The sequence below is a fragment of the Marinimicrobium sp. genome (genome assembly GCF_002695945.1).
Lineage (GTDB): Bacteria > Pseudomonadota > Gammaproteobacteria > Pseudomonadales > Cellvibrionaceae > Marinimicrobium > Marinimicrobium koreense.
Genome location: NZ_NZQP01000019.1, coordinates 73,237 through 96,221, shown reverse-complemented (window position 1 = coordinate 96,221; position 22,985 = coordinate 73,237). Strand labels below are relative to the sequence as shown.

Annotated in this window: 19 protein-coding genes; 7 read left to right on the top strand and 12 right to left on the bottom strand. The window is 58.4% G+C overall.

What is annotated here, in order from left to right; all coding sequences use genetic code 11:
* Positions 1–54: 54 nt before the first annotated feature.
* The 3 genes from gatB to rrtA are packed head-to-tail and all read left to right on the top strand — an operon-like array spanning position 55 to position 2,429.
* The gene (gene gatB / locus CMG77_RS03635; RefSeq protein WP_123637893.1) at positions 55–1,500 is read left to right on the top strand and encodes an Asp-tRNA(Asn)/Glu-tRNA(Gln) amidotransferase subunit GatB; all 1,446 of its coding nucleotides are present in this window, start codon (positions 55–57) and stop codon (positions 1,498–1,500) included.
* 32 nt (positions 1,501–1,532) lie between these two features.
* On the top strand, positions 1,533–1,832 hold the full coding sequence (locus CMG77_RS03630) for a PA4642 family protein (protein ID WP_286805456.1): 300 nt from the start codon (positions 1,533–1,535) through the stop codon (positions 1,830–1,832).
* Between the two features lie 60 nt (positions 1,833–1,892).
* Positions 1,893–2,429: a rhombosortase gene (gene rrtA / locus CMG77_RS03625; protein WP_286805454.1), complete on the top strand. Its 537-nt coding sequence runs from the start codon at positions 1,893–1,895 to the stop codon at positions 2,427–2,429.
* A gap of 107 nt (positions 2,430–2,536) precedes the next feature.
* Here rrtA and rhlB read toward each other — a convergent pair whose 3' ends face one another.
* The 12 genes from rhlB to urtA form a co-directional block, all read right to left on the bottom strand.
* On the bottom strand, positions 2,537–4,237 hold the full coding sequence (gene rhlB / locus CMG77_RS03620) for an ATP-dependent RNA helicase RhlB (protein WP_414673684.1): 1,701 nt from the start codon (positions 4,235–4,237) through the stop codon (positions 2,537–2,539).
* 531 nt (positions 4,238–4,768) lie between these two features.
* Positions 4,769–6,442 carry a dihydroxy-acid dehydratase gene (gene ilvD / locus CMG77_RS03615; protein WP_123637896.1) on the bottom strand — a complete coding sequence of 558 codons (1,674 nt, stop codon included), beginning with the start codon at positions 6,440–6,442 and terminating at the stop codon, positions 4,769–4,771.
* 114 nt (positions 6,443–6,556) lie between these two features.
* On the bottom strand, positions 6,557–7,084 hold the full coding sequence (locus CMG77_RS03610; RefSeq protein ID WP_123637897.1) for a DUF3617 domain-containing protein: 528 nt from the start codon (positions 7,082–7,084) through the stop codon (positions 6,557–6,559).
* Positions 7,085–7,193: 109 nt separating this feature from the next.
* Positions 7,194–7,568 carry a zinc ribbon domain-containing protein gene (locus CMG77_RS03605; RefSeq protein WP_024460800.1) on the bottom strand — a complete coding sequence of 125 codons (375 nt, stop codon included), beginning with the start codon at positions 7,566–7,568 and terminating at the stop codon, positions 7,194–7,196.
* Positions 7,569–7,573: 5 nt separating this feature from the next.
* Positions 7,574–8,806, bottom strand: a complete 1,233-nt coding sequence (gene fmdA, locus CMG77_RS03600) for a formamidase (protein WP_286805446.1) — start codon at positions 8,804–8,806, stop codon at positions 7,574–7,576.
* A gap of 129 nt (positions 8,807–8,935) precedes the next feature.
* Positions 8,936–10,105 carry an AAA family ATPase gene (locus tag CMG77_RS03595; protein WP_286805444.1) on the bottom strand — a complete coding sequence of 390 codons (1,170 nt, stop codon included), beginning with the start codon at positions 10,103–10,105 and terminating at the stop codon, positions 8,936–8,938.
* Positions 10,106–10,114: 9 nt separating this feature from the next.
* The gene (locus tag CMG77_RS03590; protein ID WP_123637901.1) at positions 10,115–11,158 is read right to left on the bottom strand and encodes an aliphatic amidase; all 1,044 of its coding nucleotides are present in this window, start codon (positions 11,156–11,158) and stop codon (positions 10,115–10,117) included.
* A gap of 15 nt (positions 11,159–11,173) precedes the next feature.
* Positions 11,174–11,863, bottom strand: a complete 690-nt coding sequence (urtE, locus tag CMG77_RS03585) for an urea ABC transporter ATP-binding subunit UrtE (RefSeq protein WP_024460804.1) — start codon at positions 11,861–11,863, stop codon at positions 11,174–11,176.
* A gap of 17 nt (positions 11,864–11,880) precedes the next feature.
* Positions 11,881–12,630 (bottom strand): urea ABC transporter ATP-binding protein UrtD, encoded by a 750-nt coding sequence (gene urtD / locus CMG77_RS03580; RefSeq protein WP_286805441.1) that lies wholly within the window; start codon positions 12,628–12,630, stop codon positions 11,881–11,883.
* A complete protein-coding gene (gene urtC, locus CMG77_RS03575; RefSeq protein WP_286805440.1) occupies positions 12,617–13,774 on the bottom strand; it encodes an urea ABC transporter permease subunit UrtC in 1,158 nt (385 codons plus the stop codon). Before urtC ends, urtD begins: the two co-directional genes overlap by 14 nt.
* A 12-nt stretch (positions 13,775–13,786) precedes the next feature.
* Positions 13,787–14,713, bottom strand: coding sequence for an urea ABC transporter permease subunit UrtB (urtB, locus tag CMG77_RS03570; protein WP_286805439.1), 927 nt, complete (start codon positions 14,711–14,713; stop codon positions 13,787–13,789).
* A gap of 104 nt (positions 14,714–14,817) precedes the next feature.
* Complete coding sequence (gene urtA, locus CMG77_RS03565) at positions 14,818–16,062, bottom strand: urea ABC transporter substrate-binding protein (RefSeq protein WP_339618714.1); 1,245 nt, start codon at positions 16,060–16,062, stop codon at positions 14,818–14,820.
* 369 nt (positions 16,063–16,431) lie between these two features.
* Here urtA and CMG77_RS03560 point away from each other — a divergent pair, with 369 nt between their 5' ends.
* The 4 genes from CMG77_RS03560 (at position 16,432) to CMG77_RS03545 (ending at position 22,971) form a co-directional block, all read left to right on the top strand.
* Positions 16,432–19,818: a hybrid sensor histidine kinase/response regulator gene (locus CMG77_RS03560; RefSeq protein ID WP_286805438.1), complete on the top strand. Its 3,387-nt coding sequence runs from the start codon at positions 16,432–16,434 to the stop codon at positions 19,816–19,818.
* Positions 19,793–20,710, top strand: a complete 918-nt coding sequence (locus CMG77_RS03555; RefSeq protein ID WP_286805436.1) for a response regulator — start codon at positions 19,793–19,795, stop codon at positions 20,708–20,710. Before CMG77_RS03560 ends, CMG77_RS03555 begins: the two co-directional genes overlap by 26 nt.
* A gap of 147 nt (positions 20,711–20,857) precedes the next feature.
* Positions 20,858–21,793: a hypothetical protein gene (locus tag CMG77_RS03550; protein ID WP_286805434.1), complete on the top strand. Its 936-nt coding sequence runs from the start codon at positions 20,858–20,860 to the stop codon at positions 21,791–21,793.
* A gap of 80 nt (positions 21,794–21,873) precedes the next feature.
* The gene (locus tag CMG77_RS03545) at positions 21,874–22,971 is read left to right on the top strand and encodes a phospholipase A (RefSeq protein WP_286805432.1); all 1,098 of its coding nucleotides are present in this window, start codon (positions 21,874–21,876) and stop codon (positions 22,969–22,971) included.
* The last annotated feature ends 14 nt before the right edge of the window (positions 22,972–22,985 follow it).

Genomic DNA, 22,985 nt, shown 5'->3' with positions numbered 1-22,985 from the left:
ACAAGCCGGACTCAAACAAAACACCCAAGACCAACCGAATTAAGGTTACTAAAGATGGAATGGGAAACAGTCATTGGTTTGGAAGTGCATGTGCAACTTTCCACCAACACCAAATTATTCTCCGGCGCCAGCATCGCCTTCGGCGCTGAGCCCAACACCCAGGCCTGCGCCGTCGACCTGGCGCTGCCCGGCACCCTGCCCGTGGCCAACGAACAGGCATTCAAAAATGCCGTCAAATTCGGCCTCGCGGTCAATGCCGAAATCGGCAAGCGCTCCGTATTCGAACGGAAAAACTACTTCTATCCGGACCTGCCCAAAGGCTACCAGACCACCCAACTGGCCGAACCCATCGTCGGCCCGGGCTACGTCGACCTGCAACTGGAAGGCGGTCGGACCAAGCGCGTGCGTATCCACCACGCCCACCTCGAAGAAGATGCGGGCAAATCATTGCACGAAGACTACCACGGCATGACCGGCATCGACCTGAACCGCGCCGGCACCCCGCTGATCGAAGTGGTTACCGAACCGGACATGCGCAGCGCCGAAGAAGCCGTGGCCTTCGCCAAACAGCTGCACAACATCGTCACCTCCCTGGAAATCTGCGACGGCGACATGTCCCAGGGCTCGATGCGCTTTGACGTCAACATCTCCGTGCGACTCAAAGGCGAGGAAGAACTCGGCACCCGCACCGAAACCAAAAACCTCAACTCCTTCCGCTTTATGGAAGAAGCCATTGCTCTGGAAGTCGAACGGCAGATCGACGTACTCGAAGATGGTGGGAAAATCGTACAGGAAACCCGCCTGTACAACGGCGATACCAAAACCGCCCGCTCCATGCGCACCAAGGAAGACTCCAACGATTACCGGTACTTCCCCTGCCCGGACCTGCTACCGGTGATCATCGACGATGAGTTCATCGAAGCCGTGCGCAAAGACATGCCCGAACTGCCGGAAGCGCGGCGTGACCGCTTCATCAAGGAATACGATCTGCCCGAATACGACGCGGGCCAACTGGCCGGCGACCGTGCCACGGCGGACTACTTTGAAGCCACGGTCAAAGCCTGCGGCGAAGCCAAACTGGCGGGCAACTGGATCATGGCAGACCTGTCCGCCTACCTGAACAAAGAGGAAATCGGCATCGCGCAATCACCGGTCACTCCGGTGCAACTGGGCGGCCTGATCGAGCGCATCAAAGACGGCACCATTTCAAGCAAAATCGCCAAGAAAGTGTTTGAGGCCATGACCCAGGGTGAAGGCGATGCCGACACCATCATTGAAAAACAGGGCCTGAAACAGGTATCCGATACCGGCGCGCTGGAAAAAATGGTGGACGAAGTGATCGCCAACAACCAGGCACAGGTGGACAATTACCGCAACGCCGACCCGGCCAAGCGCCCGAAAATGCTCGGCTTCTTTGTCGGCCAGATCATGAAGGCCAGCAAAGGTCAGGCGAACCCCCAAGCGGTCAACGAAATTCTGATCAAGAAGCTGGAAGGTTAAATCCCTTCAGCCACGTGGAGATAAAAGCAGTCATGAGCGAATTGAAGAAAGACAAAAAGAAAGTTCTGGGCGAAGTGTTTGATGATGAGCGTATCAAAAGCTTCTTCCAGTATCCGGCCCCCGAAGGGATGGACCCGGACTTTCACTTGCTGGAGAAAGCCTACCGCGGCATGCGTGAAGAAAACTTTGCCACCTTTGTGCATTTTTTTGTCGAGCGCGGCCACAACCTGAACGCCCCCGGCCCCGACGGCAAGACCTTTCTGCAGACCATCAAAGACCACCGCCTGGCGGACGAGTACATCGCCGCCCTGAAACAGGCCGGCGCCGAGTAACCGGCCTTGCCCTTCCTCCGTTTCACGCCCAGCCTCTGGCTCACACTGGGGTTGAGCGTGATGATGGTATTGCTCGGCGCACTGCAGAGCGTGACCGAGCCCCTACTCGAACTCAACCGCAACGCCGTCAGCCAGGGCGAACTCTGGCGGCTGCTCACCGGCCACTGGATTCACTACGGCCCCTACCACCTGGCGATGAACCTGGGTGCCTTCATGCTATGCGGCTGGATTCTGTTTCAGGATATTTCGCTGCGCCACTATGGCCCTTTGTTGTTGACCTGTTTACTGGGCGTGGGCATCGGGATTCAGTGGTTCAACACCGACCTGGATTATTACGCGGGGCTGTCCGGTGCATTGCATGGACTGCTGGTAGCGGGAGTGATCATCACCTTCAAGCAGACACCCTGGATGAGCGGTCTGGCCTTGGCGGTGGTGGCTTATAAAATTGTGCAGGAACAGTGGCCCGGGTATGACACGTCACACGAGCTTTTGCCCGTCCCGGTAGCGGTGGATGCGCATTTATATGGAGCGGTGATTGGGCTGGCTTGGGGGGTTGGGGTTTTCTTGTGGCGAACTTGGCGAAGCCGTCACGTTTAGTTACGGCGGATGCGCCTTCGGCTTATCCGCCCTACGGCCGAGCGCAGCGGTATAAACTCGCGTAGGGCGGATAAGCGAAGCGCATCCGCCGTTACCCAAATCAAACGCTACGAACTACGAGGCCGACCGCGTCCGCCGCCGCTGCGATTGCCGCCTGGGCGACCACCACTGCCGCCCGACGAACGGCGCCGGGGCGCGGCGGGTTTCATGGGTGGGGTTTCGGCCAACAACTCCTCCGGCGGCTGCTCGCACTTGATCGACTCGCCCAAGAGCTCTTCAATCGGCGGCAACAACATCGCATCGTCCTCGCAGGCAAAACTGACCGAGGTGCCGTGCTTGCCCGCCCGGCCGGTACGACCGATGCGGTGCACATAATCTTCCGGCTCCTCCGGCAGGGTGAAATTCACCACATGGCTGATGCCGCTGATATGGATGCCCCGGCCCGCCACATCGGTGGCGACCAACACTTTCAGATCACCTTCCTTGAAGGCATTCAGGGTGCTGACCCGCTTGTTCTGGGGAATCTCGCCCGACAGCAAACCCACCTTGATATCGTGGCGGCGCAGCTTCTCGTGCAGGTCGCGGCACTGGTCCCGGCGGTTGGCAAACACGATCAGGCTCTCCACATCGTCCTGCTGAATCAGGTTGTAGAGCATCGGATACTTTTCTTCGGTCGCCGCCAGGTAGACATGTTGCTCCACCGTGTCGGTCGCCACACTCTCGGGCTGAATTTCAATGGTGGTGGGCTCGTGAGTCCACTGCTCCACCAGACGCTCGACCTCTTCTGTGAACGTGGCCGAGAAGAACAGAGTCTGCCGGTCTTCCCTCTTGGGTGTCTGACGCACGATCTGGCGCACTTGCGGAATAAAGCCCATATCGAGCATCCGGTCCGCTTCGTCGATTACCAGAATTTCCAACTGGTCGAGAAACACATCGCGCTGGCGGCAGAAGTCCAGCAGACGACCCGGGGTGGCCACCAGAATGTCCACCAGGCTGTCGTGCAGGCGGCGCTGCTGCTTGCCGTAATCCATACCGCCAACCAGCGTGTGGATCTGCAGGTCGGTGTACTTGCACAGCAGCTTGGCATCATCGGCGATCTGCATGACCAGCTCGCGGGTGGGCGCAATCACCAGGGCCCGCGCCTCGCCGGCATAACGCTGTTCTTCAATGGGGTGTTTGAGCAGGTCGTCGATCACGGCGGTGAGGAAGGCCGCGGTTTTACCGGTACCGGTCTGGGCCTTGCCCACCACGTCTTTGCCCTGCAGAGCCAGAGGCAGGGATTGCGCCTGAATCGGGGAGCAGTACTCAAAGCCCAGGTCGGCAATGGCGTGCATCAGGTCATTTTCAAGCCCGAAATCGTGAAAGCGCAGTTTGCCTTCGACTTCGGGCACCGGAAACTGTGAGATATCCCAGGGTTGGTTGGCCATAGGTTTATTGTTGCTCTTGTTTTGGCCGCCTCGGCGGCGATTGTTGTTCCGGCCCCGGCGGCGGTTGCCACCTTTCTTGCCGGAGCCTTGGTTTCCGGGCTCGTTGTTGGCCTCGGGGTTGCCGCTCTTCTCCGGCTGGCCCTTTTGGCTTTTCTGCTCCGGATGGCCCTGCTTTTCCTGCGAGTTTGCACGCCCGCCGGAGCCTTGGGCACGGCGCGGTTTGCGCCGACGGTTGCCGCCGGGCTTGCCGTTGCGGGGCTTTTGCTCGGCGCCGCTGCGGGGGTTGTCGGTTTGATTTTTGGGGCTGCGCCCTTTGCGGGTCTCGGAGTTGTTGGCCGGTTTGGAGTCCCCGGCCAGCTTTTTGAAGAGTTTTCCAATCAAAACGATCACCTACTGTACAAACTTTGCGCGAAGTATACAGGAAACCACCTCTTTCTCCCACCGTGGGGCAGGCTCTGTTTGGCACTAGCTCAGGGTGTTACTTCGCTCAGAGTGCTGCGGGAGGGTATTCCCTCCCTCCGCGGTGCCAACGTATCGTTCCGGGAGCTAGCGCCTTTCGTACGGCACCTTGGGCAACGGCGGATGCGCTGCGCTTATCCGCCCTACGGCCGAGCGCAGCGGTATAAACCCGCGTAGGGCGGATAAGGGAGAAGCCCGCATCCGCCGTTGCCCAAACGTTACGTTGGCACTGAAAGCCTTGGAGAGTTTGGCGTGGGTGCTAGTTCCCGAGACGTTAAGCTAACACCGCGGAGGCTGGGTATACCCTTGTGAGACCGTCGCCTGCCTGGACGGCAGGCGATCGAGCCTACAGGGATGTATTTACGGCGTGTCTCACAAGGGTATACCCAGGCGGAGCACTCAACGACAAAGCACCGAGGTTAAACCTCTCAAGAGCGGCACTGCATACGTGCCCTACTTATCGGTAACAGCACCCTCCGAGGCTGAGCTGACGGTTTTGGCGTATTTGGCCAGGACGCCTCGGGTGTAGCGTAGTGGTGGTTCTTGCCAGAGTTTGCGGCGGCGGTCGAGCTCGGCGTCGTCCACCGTCACCGAAATGGTGTTGGCTTCAGCGTCGATCACGATTTCGTCACCGTCCTCCACCAGAGCAATCGGGCCACCGTCCTGCGCTTCTGGTGTGACGTGCCCCACCACAAAACCGTGGCTGCCGCCGGAGAAGCGGCCGTCGGTGATCAGCGCCACCGAATCCCCCAGTCCCTTGCCCATGATCGCCGACGTGGGGGTCAACATCTCGCGCATGCCGGGGCCGCCCTTGGGGCCCTCGTAGCGGATCACCAGCACATCCCCGGCCACCACGGTGCCATCCATGATCCGGTCGGTGGCTTCCTCTTCCGAGTGAAACACCCGGGCCCGGCCGGTGAATTGGGTACCTTCCTTGCCGGTAATCTTGGCCACCGCGCCGGTGGGCGCCAGGTTGCCGTAGAGAATGCGCAGGTGGCTGTCCTTTTTCACCGGGTTGTCGAGGGCGTGAATGATGTCCTGCTCTTCGGGGTAAGGTTTAACGCTGGCCAGGTTTTCCGCCAGCGTCTGGCCGGTAACGGTCATGCAGTCGCCGTACAGCAGGCCGGCCTCCAGCAGGATCTTCATCAGGGGCTGAATACCGCCGATGGCAACCAGCTCACTCATCATGTAATGACCGCTGGGGCGAAGGTCCGCCAGCACCGGGACGCGGGCGCCGATGCGGGTGAAGTCTTCCAGGGTCAGATCCACGTCCACGGTGTGGGCCAGGCCCAGCAGGTGCAGCACGGCGTTGGTGGAGCCGCCCAGGGCGATGACCACGGTGATGGCGTTTTCAAACGCCTCGCGGGTCATGATGTCCCGGGGCTTGAGATCTTTTTCCAACAGGGTAAGCACGGCGGCCCCGGCGGCGCGGCAGTCGGCCAGCTTGTCGTTGTCCTCGGCGTTCTGGGCGGAGCTGCCGGGCAGGCTCATGCCCATGGCTTCGATGGCCGAGGCCATGGTGTTGGCGGTGTACATGCCGCCACAGGAGCCGGCACCGGGGATGGCGGTCTCCTCGATCTGCTTCACTTCGATCAGGGTTTTATCGCCCTTGGCGTGCGCACCCACCGCTTCAAACACCGAGACGATGTCCGTGTGATTGGCGCCGGGCTTGATGGTACCGCCATAGACAAAAACGGACGGGCGGTTCAGCCGCGCCAGGCCCATCAGACAACCCGGCATATTCTTGTCGCAACCCCCGATGGCTACCAGGCCGTCAAAGCCCTCACAACCCGCCACGGTCTCGATGGAATCGGCAATGACCTCGCGGGAAACCAGGGAATACTTCATCCCCTCGGTGCCGTTGGCGATGCCGTCGGAGACGGTGATGGTGTTGAAAATCAGGCTTTTCCCACCCGCACCATCGGCGCCGTCGGCCGCTTCTCGGGCCAGGCCGTCGATGTGCATATTGCAGGGGGTCAGGTTGCTCCAGGTCGAGGCGATACCGACCTGGGGTTTGCGGAAATCCTCGTCGGTAAACCCGGTGGCGCGCAGCATGGCGCGACTGGCGGATTTACCGACCCCGTCCACCACGGGGCTGGAGTATCGGCGGCGATGGTCCTGGCTCATACGGGATGGCTCCTATGATTGGCTATGATTCACGCGTGCTTACTTATCCTGAATAGCCAATATAGTGGGTGAGCCAGGCCTTTTTCGCAACCGTGGTGGCGCGAAGTCCCTCAGTCAGGGGCAGTCAGCACTGATCCATTGACCACTGTGGGTAATGGTGACCTTTTCCGGGGACCCGCCAAAATCCATCAGCGCCGTGGACTGACCGGTATACGCCGTATCCCCATCCAGCACCATCTCACCCTGGGCCTGTTCGTCCGGGCAGGTAAACTCGATGCGGGTCTGGTCGCCGCGGCTGACCACGTTGTGTTCACAGTCGGTGTTCTCGCCCCACTGGAACTCGCCTCGTGCGGCCTCTTCTTCGGTCAGGCAATTGCGTACGGTCTGGTTACTGAAGTCCATGGACAGGCCCTGCTCGGCCATCATGTCCTGCATCATCTTTTTCTGGGCCGGCGGCATGGCTTCCATCTGTTGGCGCACCATTTCCAGCTGCTGCTCCAACTGGCCGCTTTCGCTTTTCATGGAAACCTGGTGTTCCCAGAGGCCGGGTCTGATATCGAGGGATTCCGCTTGTGCTCCCAGACTGAAACCCAGGGCGCACAGCGACGCGATCAACGTGCGGGGAAGTATTGGAAAGGCCATAACTGAAGTCCTTGTAAACGGTGATTGAATTCGAAGCCGGGTCGTTACCGCTGACCATCGGCTTCGAGTCTGCCCCAGTCAGGGGCAAATTTCAATCAACCACCGGAGCTCAGTGACTGATCATCCAGGGCCTCATACTGGGGAACATTTTTTTGCCATCGGCGGTGTACATCAGCGCCGAGCGGAGTTTGCCGCCATCGTGGCATCCGCAGGGTTTGCCTTTTCGATGCGCATGGGCCTGCCGCTCCCGGGCATCCGCCCGGGCCTCCGTGGTGGAGAATACCGGCTGATGCTGACTCTTTTCATTGCGCTCGTGGGCCGTGTGATTCTCCCTGGACATGGCTTTCAGCTCCGGGGGCAGGACAATCACCCGGGCCGCTAACTGGCCGCAGCTCGGACAAGCCTGTGGCTCAGCGCTCTGCTCGAAGGTCGCCAGCTGGTGAAACAGCCCGTGTTCGGCGCACTTGTAGTCGTAGACCGGCATGATGCTTACTCCTTATCCTTCGAAAGGGGTACATCCATACCACCACTGACCTTGGCGCCCGGGCCGGACGCACTGGGGTTGACGTCGATATCGAAGATATCGGTGGGCAACCACAGGGTGGCACAGGCGTTGGGAATGTCCACCACCCCACTGATATGCCCCTGTACCGGCGCGCATCCCAGAATGGCGTAGGCCTGGGCTTTGGTGTAGCCAAACTTGGTCAGGTATTCGATGGCATTGAGACAAGCCTGACGATAGGCGACGTGCACATCCAGGTAGTGCTGCTTGCCATATTCATCCACCGAAATACCTTCAAAGATCAGGTAGTCGTCGTACTTGGGCGTAATCGGGCTGGGTTTGAAGATCGGATTCTTGATGCCGTACTTGGCCATGCCGTCTTTCACCAGATTGACCCGCAGGTGAATCCAGCCGGCCATTTCAATGGCACCACAGAAGGTGATTTCGCCATCGCCCTGGCTGAAGTGCAGATCGCCCACGGACAGGCCGCCTTCTTTGACGTACACCGGGAAATAGATTTTCGAACCGCGTGACAGGTCCTTGATGTCGCAGTTACCGCCGTGCTCTCTGGGCGGTACGGTGCGCGCCGCTTCGGCGCCAGCGCTCTTGGCCGAGTCTTTATCCATGCGCCCCATATGCGCGGTATCGGCATAGGGCAGTGCCGCGAGCGGCGGCACCCGCTCCGGGTCGGTGTCCACCAGGCCCTGCTCACGGGTGTTCCACTCTTTCAACATCTCCTTGGAGGGCAGGCAGCCGATCAGGCCAGGGTGAATCAGACCGGCGAACTCCACCCCGGGGATATGCCGGGACTTGGTGAACATGCCTTTGAAATCCCAGATGGATTTCTGCGCTTCGGGAAAATGTTCGGTCAGGAAGCCGCCGCCATTCTGTTTGGAGAAAAAGCCATTAAAGCCCCACTGGCTTTCCTCGAAGGTACCGATATCCAGAATATCCACTTCCAGAAGATCGCCGGGTTCGGCACCTTCAACCCCGATCGGTCCGGACAGGAAGTGCACCTGAGTCAGATCCACATCGCGCACATCATCGGCGCTGTCGTTGTTGGCGATCTGCCCACCGGTCCAGTCGTAGCACTCGACGATAAAGTCGTCCCCCGGTTTGACCGTGGCCACCATGGGAATGTCCGGGTGCCAGCGATTGTGTACCTTGTCATTCTCGTAGGGGGTCTGGTTCAGATCGATTTTGATGATGGTTTCAGTCATGGCTTGGCTCCTGACAGGGAATGAGGCGTTAGCATTTCGGGCCGAGGTGCATATACCTCTGGCCCGTGTACGCTCATTATCAAAGGCGCCTGCCGTTGGGCCCATACGACAATTGGCCCCGGCTCTGCGTCATTTGACGTACTCACTTTTGCGGGCCCACACCTGTCGACAGATGACCCGCCCGTGCTGCCAATCGCAATACATCTGGCGCAGCTCTGATTCGGCCTGCGGTGGCATCTTTGGCTTCGCACTGTCCGGGCGTAACTCCGGCCGTTCCAACAGAAACTGTGCCACCGGTACTTCCACCTGCTGACGGAACTGTCGCTTTAACGCCCGCGCCCCAAACCGGGCATCGAAGCCCTTGCGCTCCACCCGGCTCATCAACGCCCGGGACACTTGCAATTGCCACCCCTTGGACCGCAGGCGTCGATTGAACTGAACCAGCAGTTCCGCCACCACCCCCGGTCGTGCTTCCGAAGGCAGCGGATAGTAGATCAACACGTTATCAATGCGATTGAGAAACTCCGGGTCCAGCCCGCGATCCAGTGCGCGCTCAACCCGCTGACGCAGTGCGGCCTGCTGCACGGGCTCCGAACGGGGCCAGAAACGGCGCCAGCCGGTTTGCCAACGGTTCAGGTGGCGCGCCAGATCCGCCGCCCCCAGATTGCTGGTCATAAAGATCAGGCTGTTTCGAAAATCCAGCTGCTTCTGCCCGGAGGTGAGACGCAACCGCCCGGTGTCCAGTACCCCCAACAGACTGCGCAGCACTTCCGGGCCCGCTTTCTCCAGCTCGTCAAACAACACCACACCGGGACGACTGAAACTGCCGCGTATGGCCTCTTCATCGATCAGGCTGTGGCCCTCTTTGCTACCGACGTAACCCGGAGGCGCACCGGTGATGGCAGCGGTGTAATGATCCTGGGCCAGCGTATTCATATCCACCCGGCAGAAGGCATCGGCCTTCCCGTGCAACGCTTCGGCCAGAGCCCGAACCGTTTCGGTTTTACCGACCCCGGTAGGGCCCGCCAACAGAAATACCGCCAGCGGGCGATCCGGCTCTCCGATATCGGCTTTGACGCGGGTCAATTCACGATCGATTTGCGTCAATGCATCGGGCTGGCCGCGGATCCTCTGACGCAGAACCGCCGATACCGTCTCCGGATCAAACAGAAAACGCGAGGCCCCCAAGCGCGACTCGCCCGGCGACGAGGCCGACCGGGACGGCTCAGGCGCAGACGCCGCCGGAGTCAGCGCCTCGCGCAGCGCCTGATCTTCCAGTCGATCATTGATGAATGGCATGGAACCGCCTTACCCGACGGTTTTCTCGCGGCCACCGTGAGGCAGCTCGCCCACCGGACATTCCGCAACCCCGATGGTGGAACGGGTCATGGCCTCGACATCGTCCCGCGCCTTCTCCGCATCCATCACCCAGGTGCGATAGAAGTCAAACGGGCACTCGGCCACGCCGCGATCGCCGTCACCGGAATTATAGATACCGGAATATCCCCGATGCAGCAGTTTGAACAGATGGTTCTGGGATTGGTCATTGGCGCGGGCATCGCGAATCTGGCTGACCGAGAGCTGGGCGTACTGCACACCCATATCCTCTTCGCCGCACTCGCCCAGTGTCCGACCGTCGAAGCCGATCAATGAAGAGTGACCAAAATAAGAGTAGACGCCGTCGAACCCCGTGGCGTTGGCCACCGCCACATAGCAGTTGTTGGCCCAGGCCATGGATTTGGCCATCATCACCTGTTGATCTTTGGCCGGGTACATATAGCCTTGGCAGCGAACGATCAACTCGGCCCCTTTCATGGCACAATCTCGCCAGATTTCCGGGTAGTTGCCATCGTCACAGATGATCAGACTGATCTTCATGCCCTTCGGTCCTTCCGTAACGTAGGTGCGATCGCCGGGGTACCAGCCTTCAATGGGGCACCAGGGGATGCACTTGCGGTACTTCTGAACGATCTCACCCTGATTATTGATCAACACCAGGGTGTTGTAGGGTGCCTTGTTGGGATGGTCTTCGTGGCGTTCGCCGGTCAGGGAAAACACCCCCCAGGTATTGGCCTTGCGACAGGCTTCGGAGAAAATTTCCGTTTCCTCCCCCGGAATGGTGGCGGCGGTGGCCATCATCTCGTCCTGGTCATACATGATGCCCATGGTGCTGTATTCGGGAAAGATCACCAGGTCCATCCCGGGCAGTCCTTTTTTCATCCCCACCAACATGTCCGCAATGGCCCGGGCGTTATCGAGTACCTCGGCTTTGGTGTGCAGGCGCGGCATTTTGTAGTTGACGACGGCTACGCCGACGGTATCGTCACTGCTGGAAATATCACCGTGTCGCATAGTAGATTACCTCACTTAAACGGATAGATAGGACGCCACTTTCTCGGCATCGACACTGCTTCGGGCTTCCTCGTGCACAATCTTCCCCTTCTCCACTACCAGGATACGATCGGCCACATCCAGGGCGAAGCTCAGTACCTGCTCGGTCACCACAATGGTCAGGCCACGCTGATCGCGGATTTCTTTCAGGGTCTGGGCGATTTCCTTGATGATGGAAGGTTGTATCCCCTCTGTGGGTTCATCCAGCAGTAACACTTTGGGATCGCTCGCCAAGGCGCGAGCGATTGCCAACTGCTGTTGCTGTCCACCCGACAAGTTACCGCCCCGTCGGTTACGCATTTCCAGCAATACCGGAAACATATCGTAGAGATCACGCGGAACGGCTCGTCGCCCCGTTGAAGTCAGACCGGTCTGAATGTTTTCGCGCACGGTCATACTGGAGAAAATCATCCGTCCCTGGGGCACATAGGCCAGCCCCTGGCTGACTCGCTGATGACTTTTCATACCGGATATCTGCTTCCCGTCCAGCGTCGCCGTTCCGCCGGATTCGGGAATAACTCCCATCAGCGCTTTCATCAGGGTGCTTTTGCCCATGCCATTGCGGCCCATCACGGCGACAATCTCATTGGGTTGCACGGTAAAATCCAGACCATGCACAATTTCGCTCTGGCCATAACTGACTCGATAATCGGATACATTAAGCATGATGAGTCCTCTCTCACTCAGTGGCCAAGGTAAACTTCAATAACCTTCGGATCGTTCTTGACTTTTTCAATCGCCCCTTCGGTCAGAATTTTACCCTGATGCAGGACGGTCACTTTGTCAGCAATCTCGGCAACGAACTGCATGTCGTGCTCAATAACGATCACCGACCGATTCTGGGAAATACGTCGAAGCAGTTTGGCGGTTTCCTGACGTTCAGTGACGGACATCCCGGCGACCGGCTCGTCCAACATCAAAAGGTCAGGGTCCTGAATCAGCAACATGCCGATTTCAAGCCACTGTTTTTGGCCGTGACTCAACAGTCCCGCAGACTCATGAAGCTGATCCTTCAAAAGGATCATTTCCGCGATCTCTTCGCACTTGCGGATGATGGTTTCGTCTCGCTTGAAAAAAAGCGAGCCGAAAACGTTTCTCCCTTTCGGATAGGAAATCTCGAGGTTCTCGAAAATGGTCAGATCGTTGTACACCGAAGGGGTCTGAAACTTTCGGCCCACACCCGACTTAACAATGTCGGACTCGGTCATCTTGGTCAGCTCGCGGTTGCGAAATTTGATAGAGCCCTGAGTTGACCGGGTACGGCCGCAAATCAAATCCAGAACCGTTGTTTTACCGGCCCCGTTCGGACCAATAATCACCCGGATCTCTCCTTCATTGACATACAATGTCAGGTCATCCACGGCTTTGAACCCATCAAAGGAAACAGTCAGGTTCTCCACCGCCAGGACAAAATCTGTGTTACTGGCGTTCATGGGCAACTCCTTGGGCAGTGCGGCTAGAATCAGAACGGGTAAGCTGGTCAACCCAACGATCAAGCGCCTTGGTCACATGACCGCGGGCATACTGGTCATAGAGTCCCGCAAGGCCGTTGGGGAACGCCAGCACAACACCGATAAACAACGCACCCATGGCGAACAGCCACAACTCAGGAAAGCTCTCCGAGAAAATGGATCGAGCCCAACTCACCAACACCGCACCATAGACCGCACCAAACAGAGACAAGCGGCCGCCAACGGCGCAGAAGATCACCATTTCAATGGAGGGGACAATGCCGATAAAGCTTGGGGACATGAAGCCAACCTGAAGAGTGAACATTGCGCCGCCGATAGCCGCAAATGTCGCGCCCACGCAGAACACGAAGACCTTGAAGTTGGCTACATCATAACCGGAGAACCGGATGCGATCTTCCGCATCGCGCATCGCCACCAGTATTCGTCCAAATTTGCTCTTGCGAATGAACTGCGCGATTACTACACAGGTCAACAGAAGCGCGACGCAAATAAAATAAAATACATACTTGGCGAAGTCTGACCGGATGTCCCAGCCCAACAACGTTCTCAGGTCAGTGATACCGTTTACGCCACCAGTGAAGCCCTGCTGCCCAATAATCAGGATGGTGAGAATCAGAGCAATCGACTGGGTAATAATGGCAAAATACACCCCACTTACCCGCCGCTTGAACATTGCTACACCGATCAGGTACGCAAACACCGTAGGCACAACAATTACCGCCAGCAATGTAAATCCGAAGCTGTAGAACGGCTCCCAGAACCAGGGAAGCTCGGTAATCTGATTCCAGTCCATGAAGTCGGGAATGCCCGGCGTGGACTGAATCGCGGTGCTTTCGGGGTCGGACGATTCGAGCTTGAGAAACATGGCCATCATATAGCCACCGATCCCGAAGAACACGCCCTGCCCCAGGCTGAGAACGCCACCGTAGCCCCAGCAAAGCACCAGCCCCAGGGCCACAAACGCGTAGGTCAGGTACTTACCGATCAAACCAAGCCGGAACACGTCCAGCGCCAGAGGGAATACCACAATCAACAGCAGGGCAAGCACTGCAAAGCTGAGCAGATCGTGACGACTAAACAATGATCGTAATCCGGTCGCAGTCATCGTACCGTCCTCCTATCGACGAACTTTAAGGGTAAACAGGCCCTGAGGACGAATCATCAGAATGCCCAGCACGAACAGCAGCGTCAGCACTTTGGCCATGGAACCACTGAGGAAAAACTCCATGGTCGACTGCGCCTGCGAAATGGTGAACGCGGAAGCGACCGTACCCAACAGACTTGTAGCGCCACCGAAAACCACCACAAGGAAGGTATCCACGATGTACAGCTGGCCCGAAGTGGGACCCGTGGAACCGATCATGGTAAAGGCGGCACCGGCAATCCCGGCAATCCCGCAACCCAAAGCGAACGTCATACGGTCCACTTTTTGGGTGTTGATCCCCACCGCACCCGCCATGGGTCGATTTTGAACCACGGCTCGTACCTGAGTACCCCAGCGCGAGCGATACATCAGGGCCGCCACTACCAAGGTAATCCCAAGCGACAGGCACATAACAAATATGCCGTTGATCGGAACCTCCACCAAGTCCGTTATCGGGTAGGAGCCCATCATCCAGTCGGGCATACTCACGCCAACTTCCCTTGCGCCAAAAATCGAGCGATAGGTTTGTTGCAGAATCAGGCTCAGGCCCCACGTGGCCAACAGGGTGTCCAGGGGACGATGATATAAGTGGCGAATCATCAACCATTCGACCAACATGCCCAAGAGCGCGGCCGCCAGGAAGGCAAGTGCTATAGCCACAAAGAAGTAGGAACCGTACAGGTCAGGTAGCCATTGGGAAAAGACGTTAGACGTCATGTAGGTGACATAAGCACCGAGGATCATAAACTCCCCGTGCGCCATATTGATCACGCCCATCTGGCCAAAAATAATGGCCAGACCCAAGGCCATCAGTACAAAAACAGAGAAGAGTGTCAGGCCTGCAAAACCCTGCATGGCAAAAATCGACATCAACTCCGATGAGGAATAGTCAGAAAACATGGGAAGGTGCCTCCGCGTGCGCTTGAACCAACCGGGCTGGTCTTTCTACCGGGATAACCCCGCCCGGAGGCGGGGTTATTTATGTCACTGTCTTGAAGTGACGCTTATTGATAACCTTCCGGAAACGGGTCTGGCTCAATCAATTCTTCGGTCTCAAAGACCACCTCATACTGGCCATTCTCCTGGGCACGACCGATACGGGTTTTGGACCATAGGTGATGATTGGGGTGAATCTTCACGTAGCCTTCAGGTGCAGTGGTCAGTTCAATACCCGGTGAAGCTTCGCGCACTTTATCGACATCAAAGGAGCCGGCTTTCTCAACGGCCGCTTTCCACAACCAGGGTCCAAGGTAAGCCGCCTGGGTTACGTCACCGATCACGATGTCATCACCCCAACGCTCTTTGAATGCCTTGACGAATTCTTCGTTGTTGGAGTTCGTCAGGCTTTGGAAGTACTTCATTGAGGCATAGGCGCCTTCGACGTTTTCGCCACCAATACCCAGTATTTCATCCTCGGTTACTGAAATGGTCAGAACCAGGGGAGATTCCTCGGTCAGATCGATACCGGCTGCCTTCAGCTGCTTATAGAAAGCCACATTGGAGCCGCCTACGACAGAGGCGAAAATCACATCGGGCTTACGCAGCTTGATCTTGTTAATCACCGAATTGAACTGGGTGTGACCAAGCGGGTAATACTCTTCACCCACAACTTTCAAGCCCAGCTTGTCAATGTGCTTGCGGGCAATCTTGTTGGAGGTTCTGGGCCAGATGTAATCTGAGCCAAGCAGATAGAACGTTTTGGCATCCTTGGCGTCAACCACCCAGTCGATACCGGCAAGAATCTGCTGTGTGGCTTCCTGACCGGTATAGATTACGTTGGGCGACTGCTCTAGCCCCTCATAGAAGGTCGGGTAGTACAGCATTCCGTTAAATTGCTCGAAAACCGGAAGAACCGCTTTGCGTGAGGCCGAAGTCCAGCAACCGAATACCGCCGCTACATTGTCCTGACGAAGCAGTTTTCGGGATTTTTCAGCGAACGTGGGCCAATCGCTGGCGCCGTCTTCCTGGATGTACTCGATCTGGCGACCAAGAACCCCTCCAGAGGCATTGATCTGCTCGATGGCGAGCTTTTCCGCTTGGACTGAGCCGGTCTCACTGATGGCCATGGTGCCGGTGATTGAGTGAAGAATACCCACTTTCACAGTGTCTTCGGTAACCGCCAGTCCGGTGGTATTCACCTCTTGGGCGACACCAAACGCACTCATGGCGAGGCCTGCCGTCAGCCCGGCCAGGCTTTTCAGAAGCCGGCGCGACGGCCCCGGCGTATGCTTGCGTGAGTCAGTAACCATGGTCTTTCCTCGTGTGGTGGTTTGAAAACGCGACTGAACATCGGTTGGCCCGTGCCCATGCTCTGCATTTTGCTCGCACCTCCCTTCTGAGCCCATTCGACAAATGCCGCAGAGACCTACGTCAATCACCCCATACCACCGACCACCCACTTTGCCTTTAATGTTCTGCACGCCACAGATGGCATAAAGATTGATACCTGATTCAAGGAGTGCCGGGTTCAGCGCACTGAGCTCCGGCCCGGCCATACAAAGTGCACCACCCTGGTTCGCCTGCCCGGGCGCTATGCGTCATACCGGCGCACGGCGACGGCCGACATGGACATCGCCCGATCAATGCCTTCACCGGCTGTTATTCAATAAGCGAATGCCATGACTGCCAAACAGACCATTTTCCGCGTGCGCCGTCAGTACAACCAATGGGTTGCCAACCAGACGCTGGAGGACTACGCGCTTCGTTTCACCGCCAAGCGAGCCCGGCGCTGGTCGCCCGCCCGGGTGGCACACACCGCCCTGGGTGCGATTTCCTTTCTGGCTCTGGAGGCAATCGGTGGCGCAATCACCCTGAATTACGGGTTTACCAATGCCATGGTGGCGATCCTGGCGGTAAGCCTGGTGATCCTTTTGACGGCCTTTCCGATCAGCTACTACGCCGCCAAGTACGGCGTCGACATTGATCTTCTGACTCGAGGGGCGGGCTTTGGCTATATCGGGTCCACCATTACTTCCCTGATTTACGCATCATTCACGTTCATTTTCTTTGCGATCGAAGCGGCCATTATGGCCATGGCGTTGGAGATGCTCTTTGGCATTCCCATCGTGTGGGGGTATGTTCTCTGTGCCGTTGTGGTGATTCCGCTGGTCACGCACGGCATCACCTTTATCAGCCGCTTTCAGCTCTGGACCCAGCCGCTTTGGGTGTTTCTGCAGGCGCTGCCGTTTGCATTCATCCTATGGGCCGACTTCCAGTCGGTGTCGGACTGGACCAGTTACACACGCGAAGCCGGTGGCGGGTTTGATCTGCTGCTTTTTGGGGCGGCCTCTGCGGTCATCTTCTCCCTGATTGCCCAGATTGGCGAGCAAGTGGATTACCTTCGCTTTATGCCCGAACCCAAACCGGAACAGCGTCGCCGTTGGTGGCTGGCCCTGAGCGCCGGAGGACCGGGCTGGATTGTGATCGGAGCCCTCAAAATGATGGCGGGCTCCTTTCTGGCGGTGCTGGCCTTGTCACACGGCATGTCCGCGAACGAAGCGATTGACCCAACCCACATGTATCAGGTGGCCTTTGGCTACGTCACCCAGTCGCCCACGGCGGCCCTGGCCATCGCCGGACTGTTTGTCATCCTGTCGCAGTTGAAAATCAATGTGACCAACGCCTACGCCGGGTCCATCGCCTGGTCCAACTTCTTCTCCCGCCTTACTCACAGTCATCCGGGGCGGGTGGTTTGGTTGGTGTTCAATGTCACCATTGCCTTGCTGGTCATGGAGCTGGGAGTCTATCGGGCACTGGAGAACACCCTGGGGCTATACGCGTTGATCGCCATTGCCTGGGTGGGCACTCTGGTGGCCGATCTGGTGATCAATAAGCCGTTGGGGTTCAGTCCACCCCATATCGAATTCAAGCGCGCCCATCTGTACGACATCAACCCCGTGGGCGTCGGCACCATGATCACCGCCACCCTGATCGGCGTGATCGGTTATCTCGGCTTCTGGGGCGAAACCTTCCAGGCGCTCTCGCACTTCATCACTCTGTTGAGCGCTCTGGTTATTGCTCCACTGATCGCCTGGCGAACCGGCGGGCGGTACTACATCGCCCGCGAGCCAATTATCCTGACGCCCACGGCCGCCACTCACCAGTGCTGCATCTGTGAACACCGGTTTGATAAAGAGGATGTCACCCACTGTCCCGCCTACGACGGCCCCATCTGTTCGTTATGCTGCTCGTTGGACGCCCGATGCAACGACTTCTGTAAACCCGGCGCCAGCTACCCTGAACAGATCCGCAACTGGGTGCACCGCTGGCTGCCCTCCTGGCTGATACCCGACATCAATGCCCGCCTGGGTAATTTCCTGTTACTGGTTATTGGGATCAACGGGTTCTCGGGTGTGCTGCTCTCCTTGATTTACCAACAGACAGCCTTCCCTGATGAAGTATCCGCCATGCTCTTTGCGGCCCTGCTCTGGAAAGTGTTTTTCATTCTGGTAATCATTACCGGTGTCGTGAGTTGGTTGTTCGTGCTGGCCCATGAAAGTCGGGTCGTCGCCCAGGAAGAGTCGCAGCGCCAGACCCGCTTGTTGATGGAGGAAATCGACGCACACGAACAGACCGACCAGGCGTTGCAGCGGGCCAAGGAACAGGCCGACGCCGCCAATCAGGCCAAAAGCCGGTACCTTACCGGCATCAGCCACGAGTTGCGCTCACCACTGAACGCGGTGCTGGGGTATGCGCAACTGCTCGAGAAAGACCCGGCGATTCCCCCTCACCGGCGCGACGCCCTGGGCGTCATTCGCCGCAGCGGCGAGCACCTGGCCGACCTGATCGAAGGCCTGCTGGATATTTCAAAAATCGAAGCGGGCCGACTGGATCTTCATCGCGATCAGGTCCGCCTCGGCCCGCTACTGGAACAACTGGTGCACATGTTTCGGCTGCAGGCGGAAGGCAAGGGGTTGCAGTTCGAGTACCACTGTCAGGATCCGTTGCCTCCTCTGGTTCGCGCCGACGAAAAGCGCCTGCGGCAGATTCTGATCAACCTGCTGTCCAATGCGATCAAATACACCGCTCACGGCCGGGTCAGCATGAGGGTCAAATACCGCAGCGACGTGGCAGAGTTCACGATTGAAGATTCCGGCGAAGGCATTTCGCCCGACGATCAGCAGCGGATATTCCGCCCGTTTGAACGCATCCGCCGCCCTGGAGAACAGGTATCCGGTACCGGGTTGGGGCTGACCATCACCCAATTGCTGACCGATATTATGGGCGGCGACATCAGCCTGCAGAGTACTCCCGGGCAAGGCAGCGTCTTTAAAGTGACACTGATGATGAGCCGCATTCGGGGCGCCTCGGACATAGCGCCGACCGAGGCCCAGGACATTCAGGGTTACCGGGGCGAGGCCAAGCGCGTCATGGTGGTGGATGACGAGGCCTCGCACCGCCAACTGGTGCACGCCATGCTGACACCGTTGGGGTTTGATGTCGTTGAGGTCGACAATTCGCTCACGGTGTTGGACCGGGTCCGACAGGAGGCGCCGGATCTTATTCTGTTGGATGTCTCCATGCCCGGGCTCAACGGCTGGGAGCTGGTTGCCCAGCTTCGCGCCATGGACTATTACCAGCCTGTGGTGATGATTTCCGCCGATGCCAGCGAAGGCAAGGCCGTGGACACTGCCCTGCACGATGCCTATATCGTCAAGCCGGTACGGTTGAACAGCCTGTTGGAAACGTTGGGGCAACAGCTCAATTTACGCTGGCACACCCGACCCGTGGCGATCAGTACGCCTGCGTCACAACCACCCCGCTCCGACAAGCGGATCACCGCGCTGACACTGCCCGATGAAGTGCATCTGCAACCCCTACGCAAGCTGGCTTTGATTGGCCACAAAAGCGGCTTGCAGCAGGCCCTGGCGGAGCTGGAAGCGAACGGCCTGGCCACTGAAGAGTTCGTGCAGACACTGACCCGATTGGCGGGTCAATTCCAATTCGAAACCATCATTCGACTGTTACAGGTACCCGACAATGAGCTCCAACGAGAACCCCTCTGAACCCGTGGTTCTGGTGGTCGACGATGCCATCGAAAGCATCCACATGCTCAGCGACGCACTGGAGGCGGAACACATGACCGTGCTGGTGGCACTGGAGGGCCAACAGGCGCTGACCATCACCCAGAACATTACGCCGGACATCATTTTACTGGACGCTCTGATGCCCCAGATTGATGGCTTTGAAACCTGCAAGCGGCTGAAACAGAACCCACGCCTGACCAATGTTCCGGTGATATTCATGACCGGCCTGAGCGATACCGAGCACGTGGTTCAGGGGCTGAACGCCGGAGGCGTGGACTACATCACCAAGCCGATCAACCCCGAGGAGCTGGTCGCACGCATGCGGGTGCACATTACCAACGCCCGCCTTACCCAGAGCGCGCACAATGCGCTGGACGCCGCCGGCCAATACCTGTTTGCCATTGACCGCAGCGGCACTCTGCTATGGACCACACCACAAGTGCAGGCGCATCTGAAACGCGCCGGACTGAATCAGCCCCAGGCTCAGGACCAACTCGCCGGACAGTTACGCGAATGGCTCAACCACCAGCCGCAAACCGGACACAAACTACCTCTTCGAGGGCTGTCTCCCGCACTCACCCTGGAATACCTGGCACCGCTGAGCGGCACCGACATCCTTCTGCGCCTATTGGAGCAACCCGGGGAAGGATCCGAAACGGATCGGTTGCGAGAGATCTTTGGTGTCACCACCCGCGAGGCTGATGTGCTGCTGTGGATAGCCCACGGCAAGACCAACCGGGAAATCGGTCAGATTCTCTCCATGAGCCCGCGTACCGTGAACAAACACCTGGAGCAGGTGTTCCGCAAACTCGGTGTGGACAACCGCACCTCGGCGGCGGCTGCCGCCATCCGCTGCATGGCCCGAGCGTAAGTCAGTAGGTCTGACGCCACACAAGGGCAACCTCTGGCACAAGTGTTGCTGAATGATATGACAAGACGACCGCCGCCCCCGATAACACACCGGTTATCGGGCCCGGACGCCTCAAACCCGGATACTGCATGCACCATGACAGCGCAAATGAACGTCACTGATGCCCCACAAGCTCGCATAGATCGCGCCCCGTTTGCGCGCTTTGTCCAGGACTACCGACGCCGGCAGGATGCTCTGTCGTTGATCCGCCAATTGATCCATATGATCAAGGGAGTGCAGCGACACCGGGGCATGAGCATGGCCCTGCTCGGGGGCAACCGACAATTTGAACCTGACTTTGAGCGACTCCAACAGACCCTGGAGCGCCGCCTGCTGGCACTGCAGGCGTTCACCCTGGGCAGCGATCTGCTCAGCGAACGGGAGCGGGAAAACCTGCACACCGCCTGGCTGACCATCAGCCGGGACTGGCACGATGACAGCGTGATCGACAACTACGAGCTGCACTGCCACCTGGTCGAGCAGCTACTGGCCATGCTGGTCAGCCTTTCCCGCCCGCTCGAAGCGCCTCTCTCCGCCCCCTCGGATCACTCCGACGCCGACGCGCCCACCCGGGTGCAGATGCTGGAGTTACTGCACTTCTCCACCCGGATGTTGCCCGGCGTGGTCGAGCAGATCGGGCGTATCCGGGCCCTGTCCAGTTATGCGGCGGCGGTCGGCCACTGTGACTCTCACCACGACGGCAAGCTGCGATACGTCATCCAGAACACCCAGGTCAACAACGAGAAGCTGCGCCACCAGATCCGCCGCCTGGAACAGGTGCTCGGCCCGGAATTCGGCCAGTTGGGTGAACTCAAGCGGTACGAGCTCAAACTGATGTTTCTGCTCAATATGGTGGAGGGCGACGTGCTCGGCGGCGGGCCGATCACCGCCGACAGCAACCGGCTGTTCCAGGTGGCAACCGACATTATTGACGTCTACCTGCAGGTGGTGGAGAACGGCATCGTCCTTCTGAACCAGTGGCTCGAGCAGGATCTGGAGCGCTGGATGCAAACTGGCGCGCCAGTTCGTCCCGAAACCTCCTAAAGCGCGTCCCGTTTCTCAAACTGTCAGACGGTTTGCTGTATCCTTGGGCTATTGATCGTCACCCCAAGGATTGCCTTTGCATGCGCTTGCCCCGACTCTCACTGTGGTTGTTCGTATTCTGTGCCCCTGTGTACGCCAATGACGCCTCTGAGCCAACCCGCACGGAGTTATCCGACGAGGAAATGGACCAGTGCCTAAGGATTGCCGTGACCGTCGCGGGCCGGGACATGTCAATCAATGGCCTACGCGACGTATGTAGTACCCTGGCGCGCGAAGACTCCAGCCAGCGCGATGCCATCAGCCAGGCACTGGCGGCCATGAGCGATGATACCGCGGGTCAGGAAGACGACCCCAGTGGCAACAGTCGCCTGCTGGAGCGGCGCCTGAACATGGAAGCGCTCAATCGCGCCAACCGCTTTCTGCTCACCCCCCACAAGCGCAATTACCTGCTCCCGGTCAGCTACCAGGAGGAACGCAACACCGCCCCCTACGCCGAGGCCGGCACGTCACTCGCCAGCCAGCAGAGCACCGAAGTGGAGTTTCAACTGAGCGTCAAAATCCTGATCCGTGAGGGAATTTTCGGCGACAACGGCCACCTGTACATGGCCTACACCAATCACTCGCTCTGGCAGGCCTACTACCGGGAGATCTCCCGCCCCTTCCGGGAAACCAACCATCAACCCGAACTGATTCTGAGTTTCGTCAACGACTGGAACATTTTCGGGTTTCGCAATGTGCTCAACGAAGTGATGATCACCCACCAGTCCAATGGCCAGAGCGGCGATCTGTCCCGCAGTTGGGACCGGATCATGGTCAACAGCGTGTTCGAACGCGGTCCCTTCGCGTTTTCGTTCAACCCCTGGTACCGCATTCCGGAGAGCGAGGGCGACGGCCCCGATGACCCCACCGGCGATGACAATCCGGATATTCACAAATACATGGGCAACTTTGAACTGTCTGCCGCCTGGCATCGTAAAGACAACATAGTGAGCCTGATGCTGCGCAATAACCTGCGCTCGAACAATCGCGGCGCGGTGGAGCTGGGGTACAGTTTTCCGGTTTCCTCCACCGTGCGCGGTTATCTGAAGGTGTTCAGCGGCTATGGCCACAGCCTGATTGACTATGACCACCATACCAACGCCATCGGCCTGGGCATCACCTTTACCGACCTGTTCTGAGGTAAAACCCATGG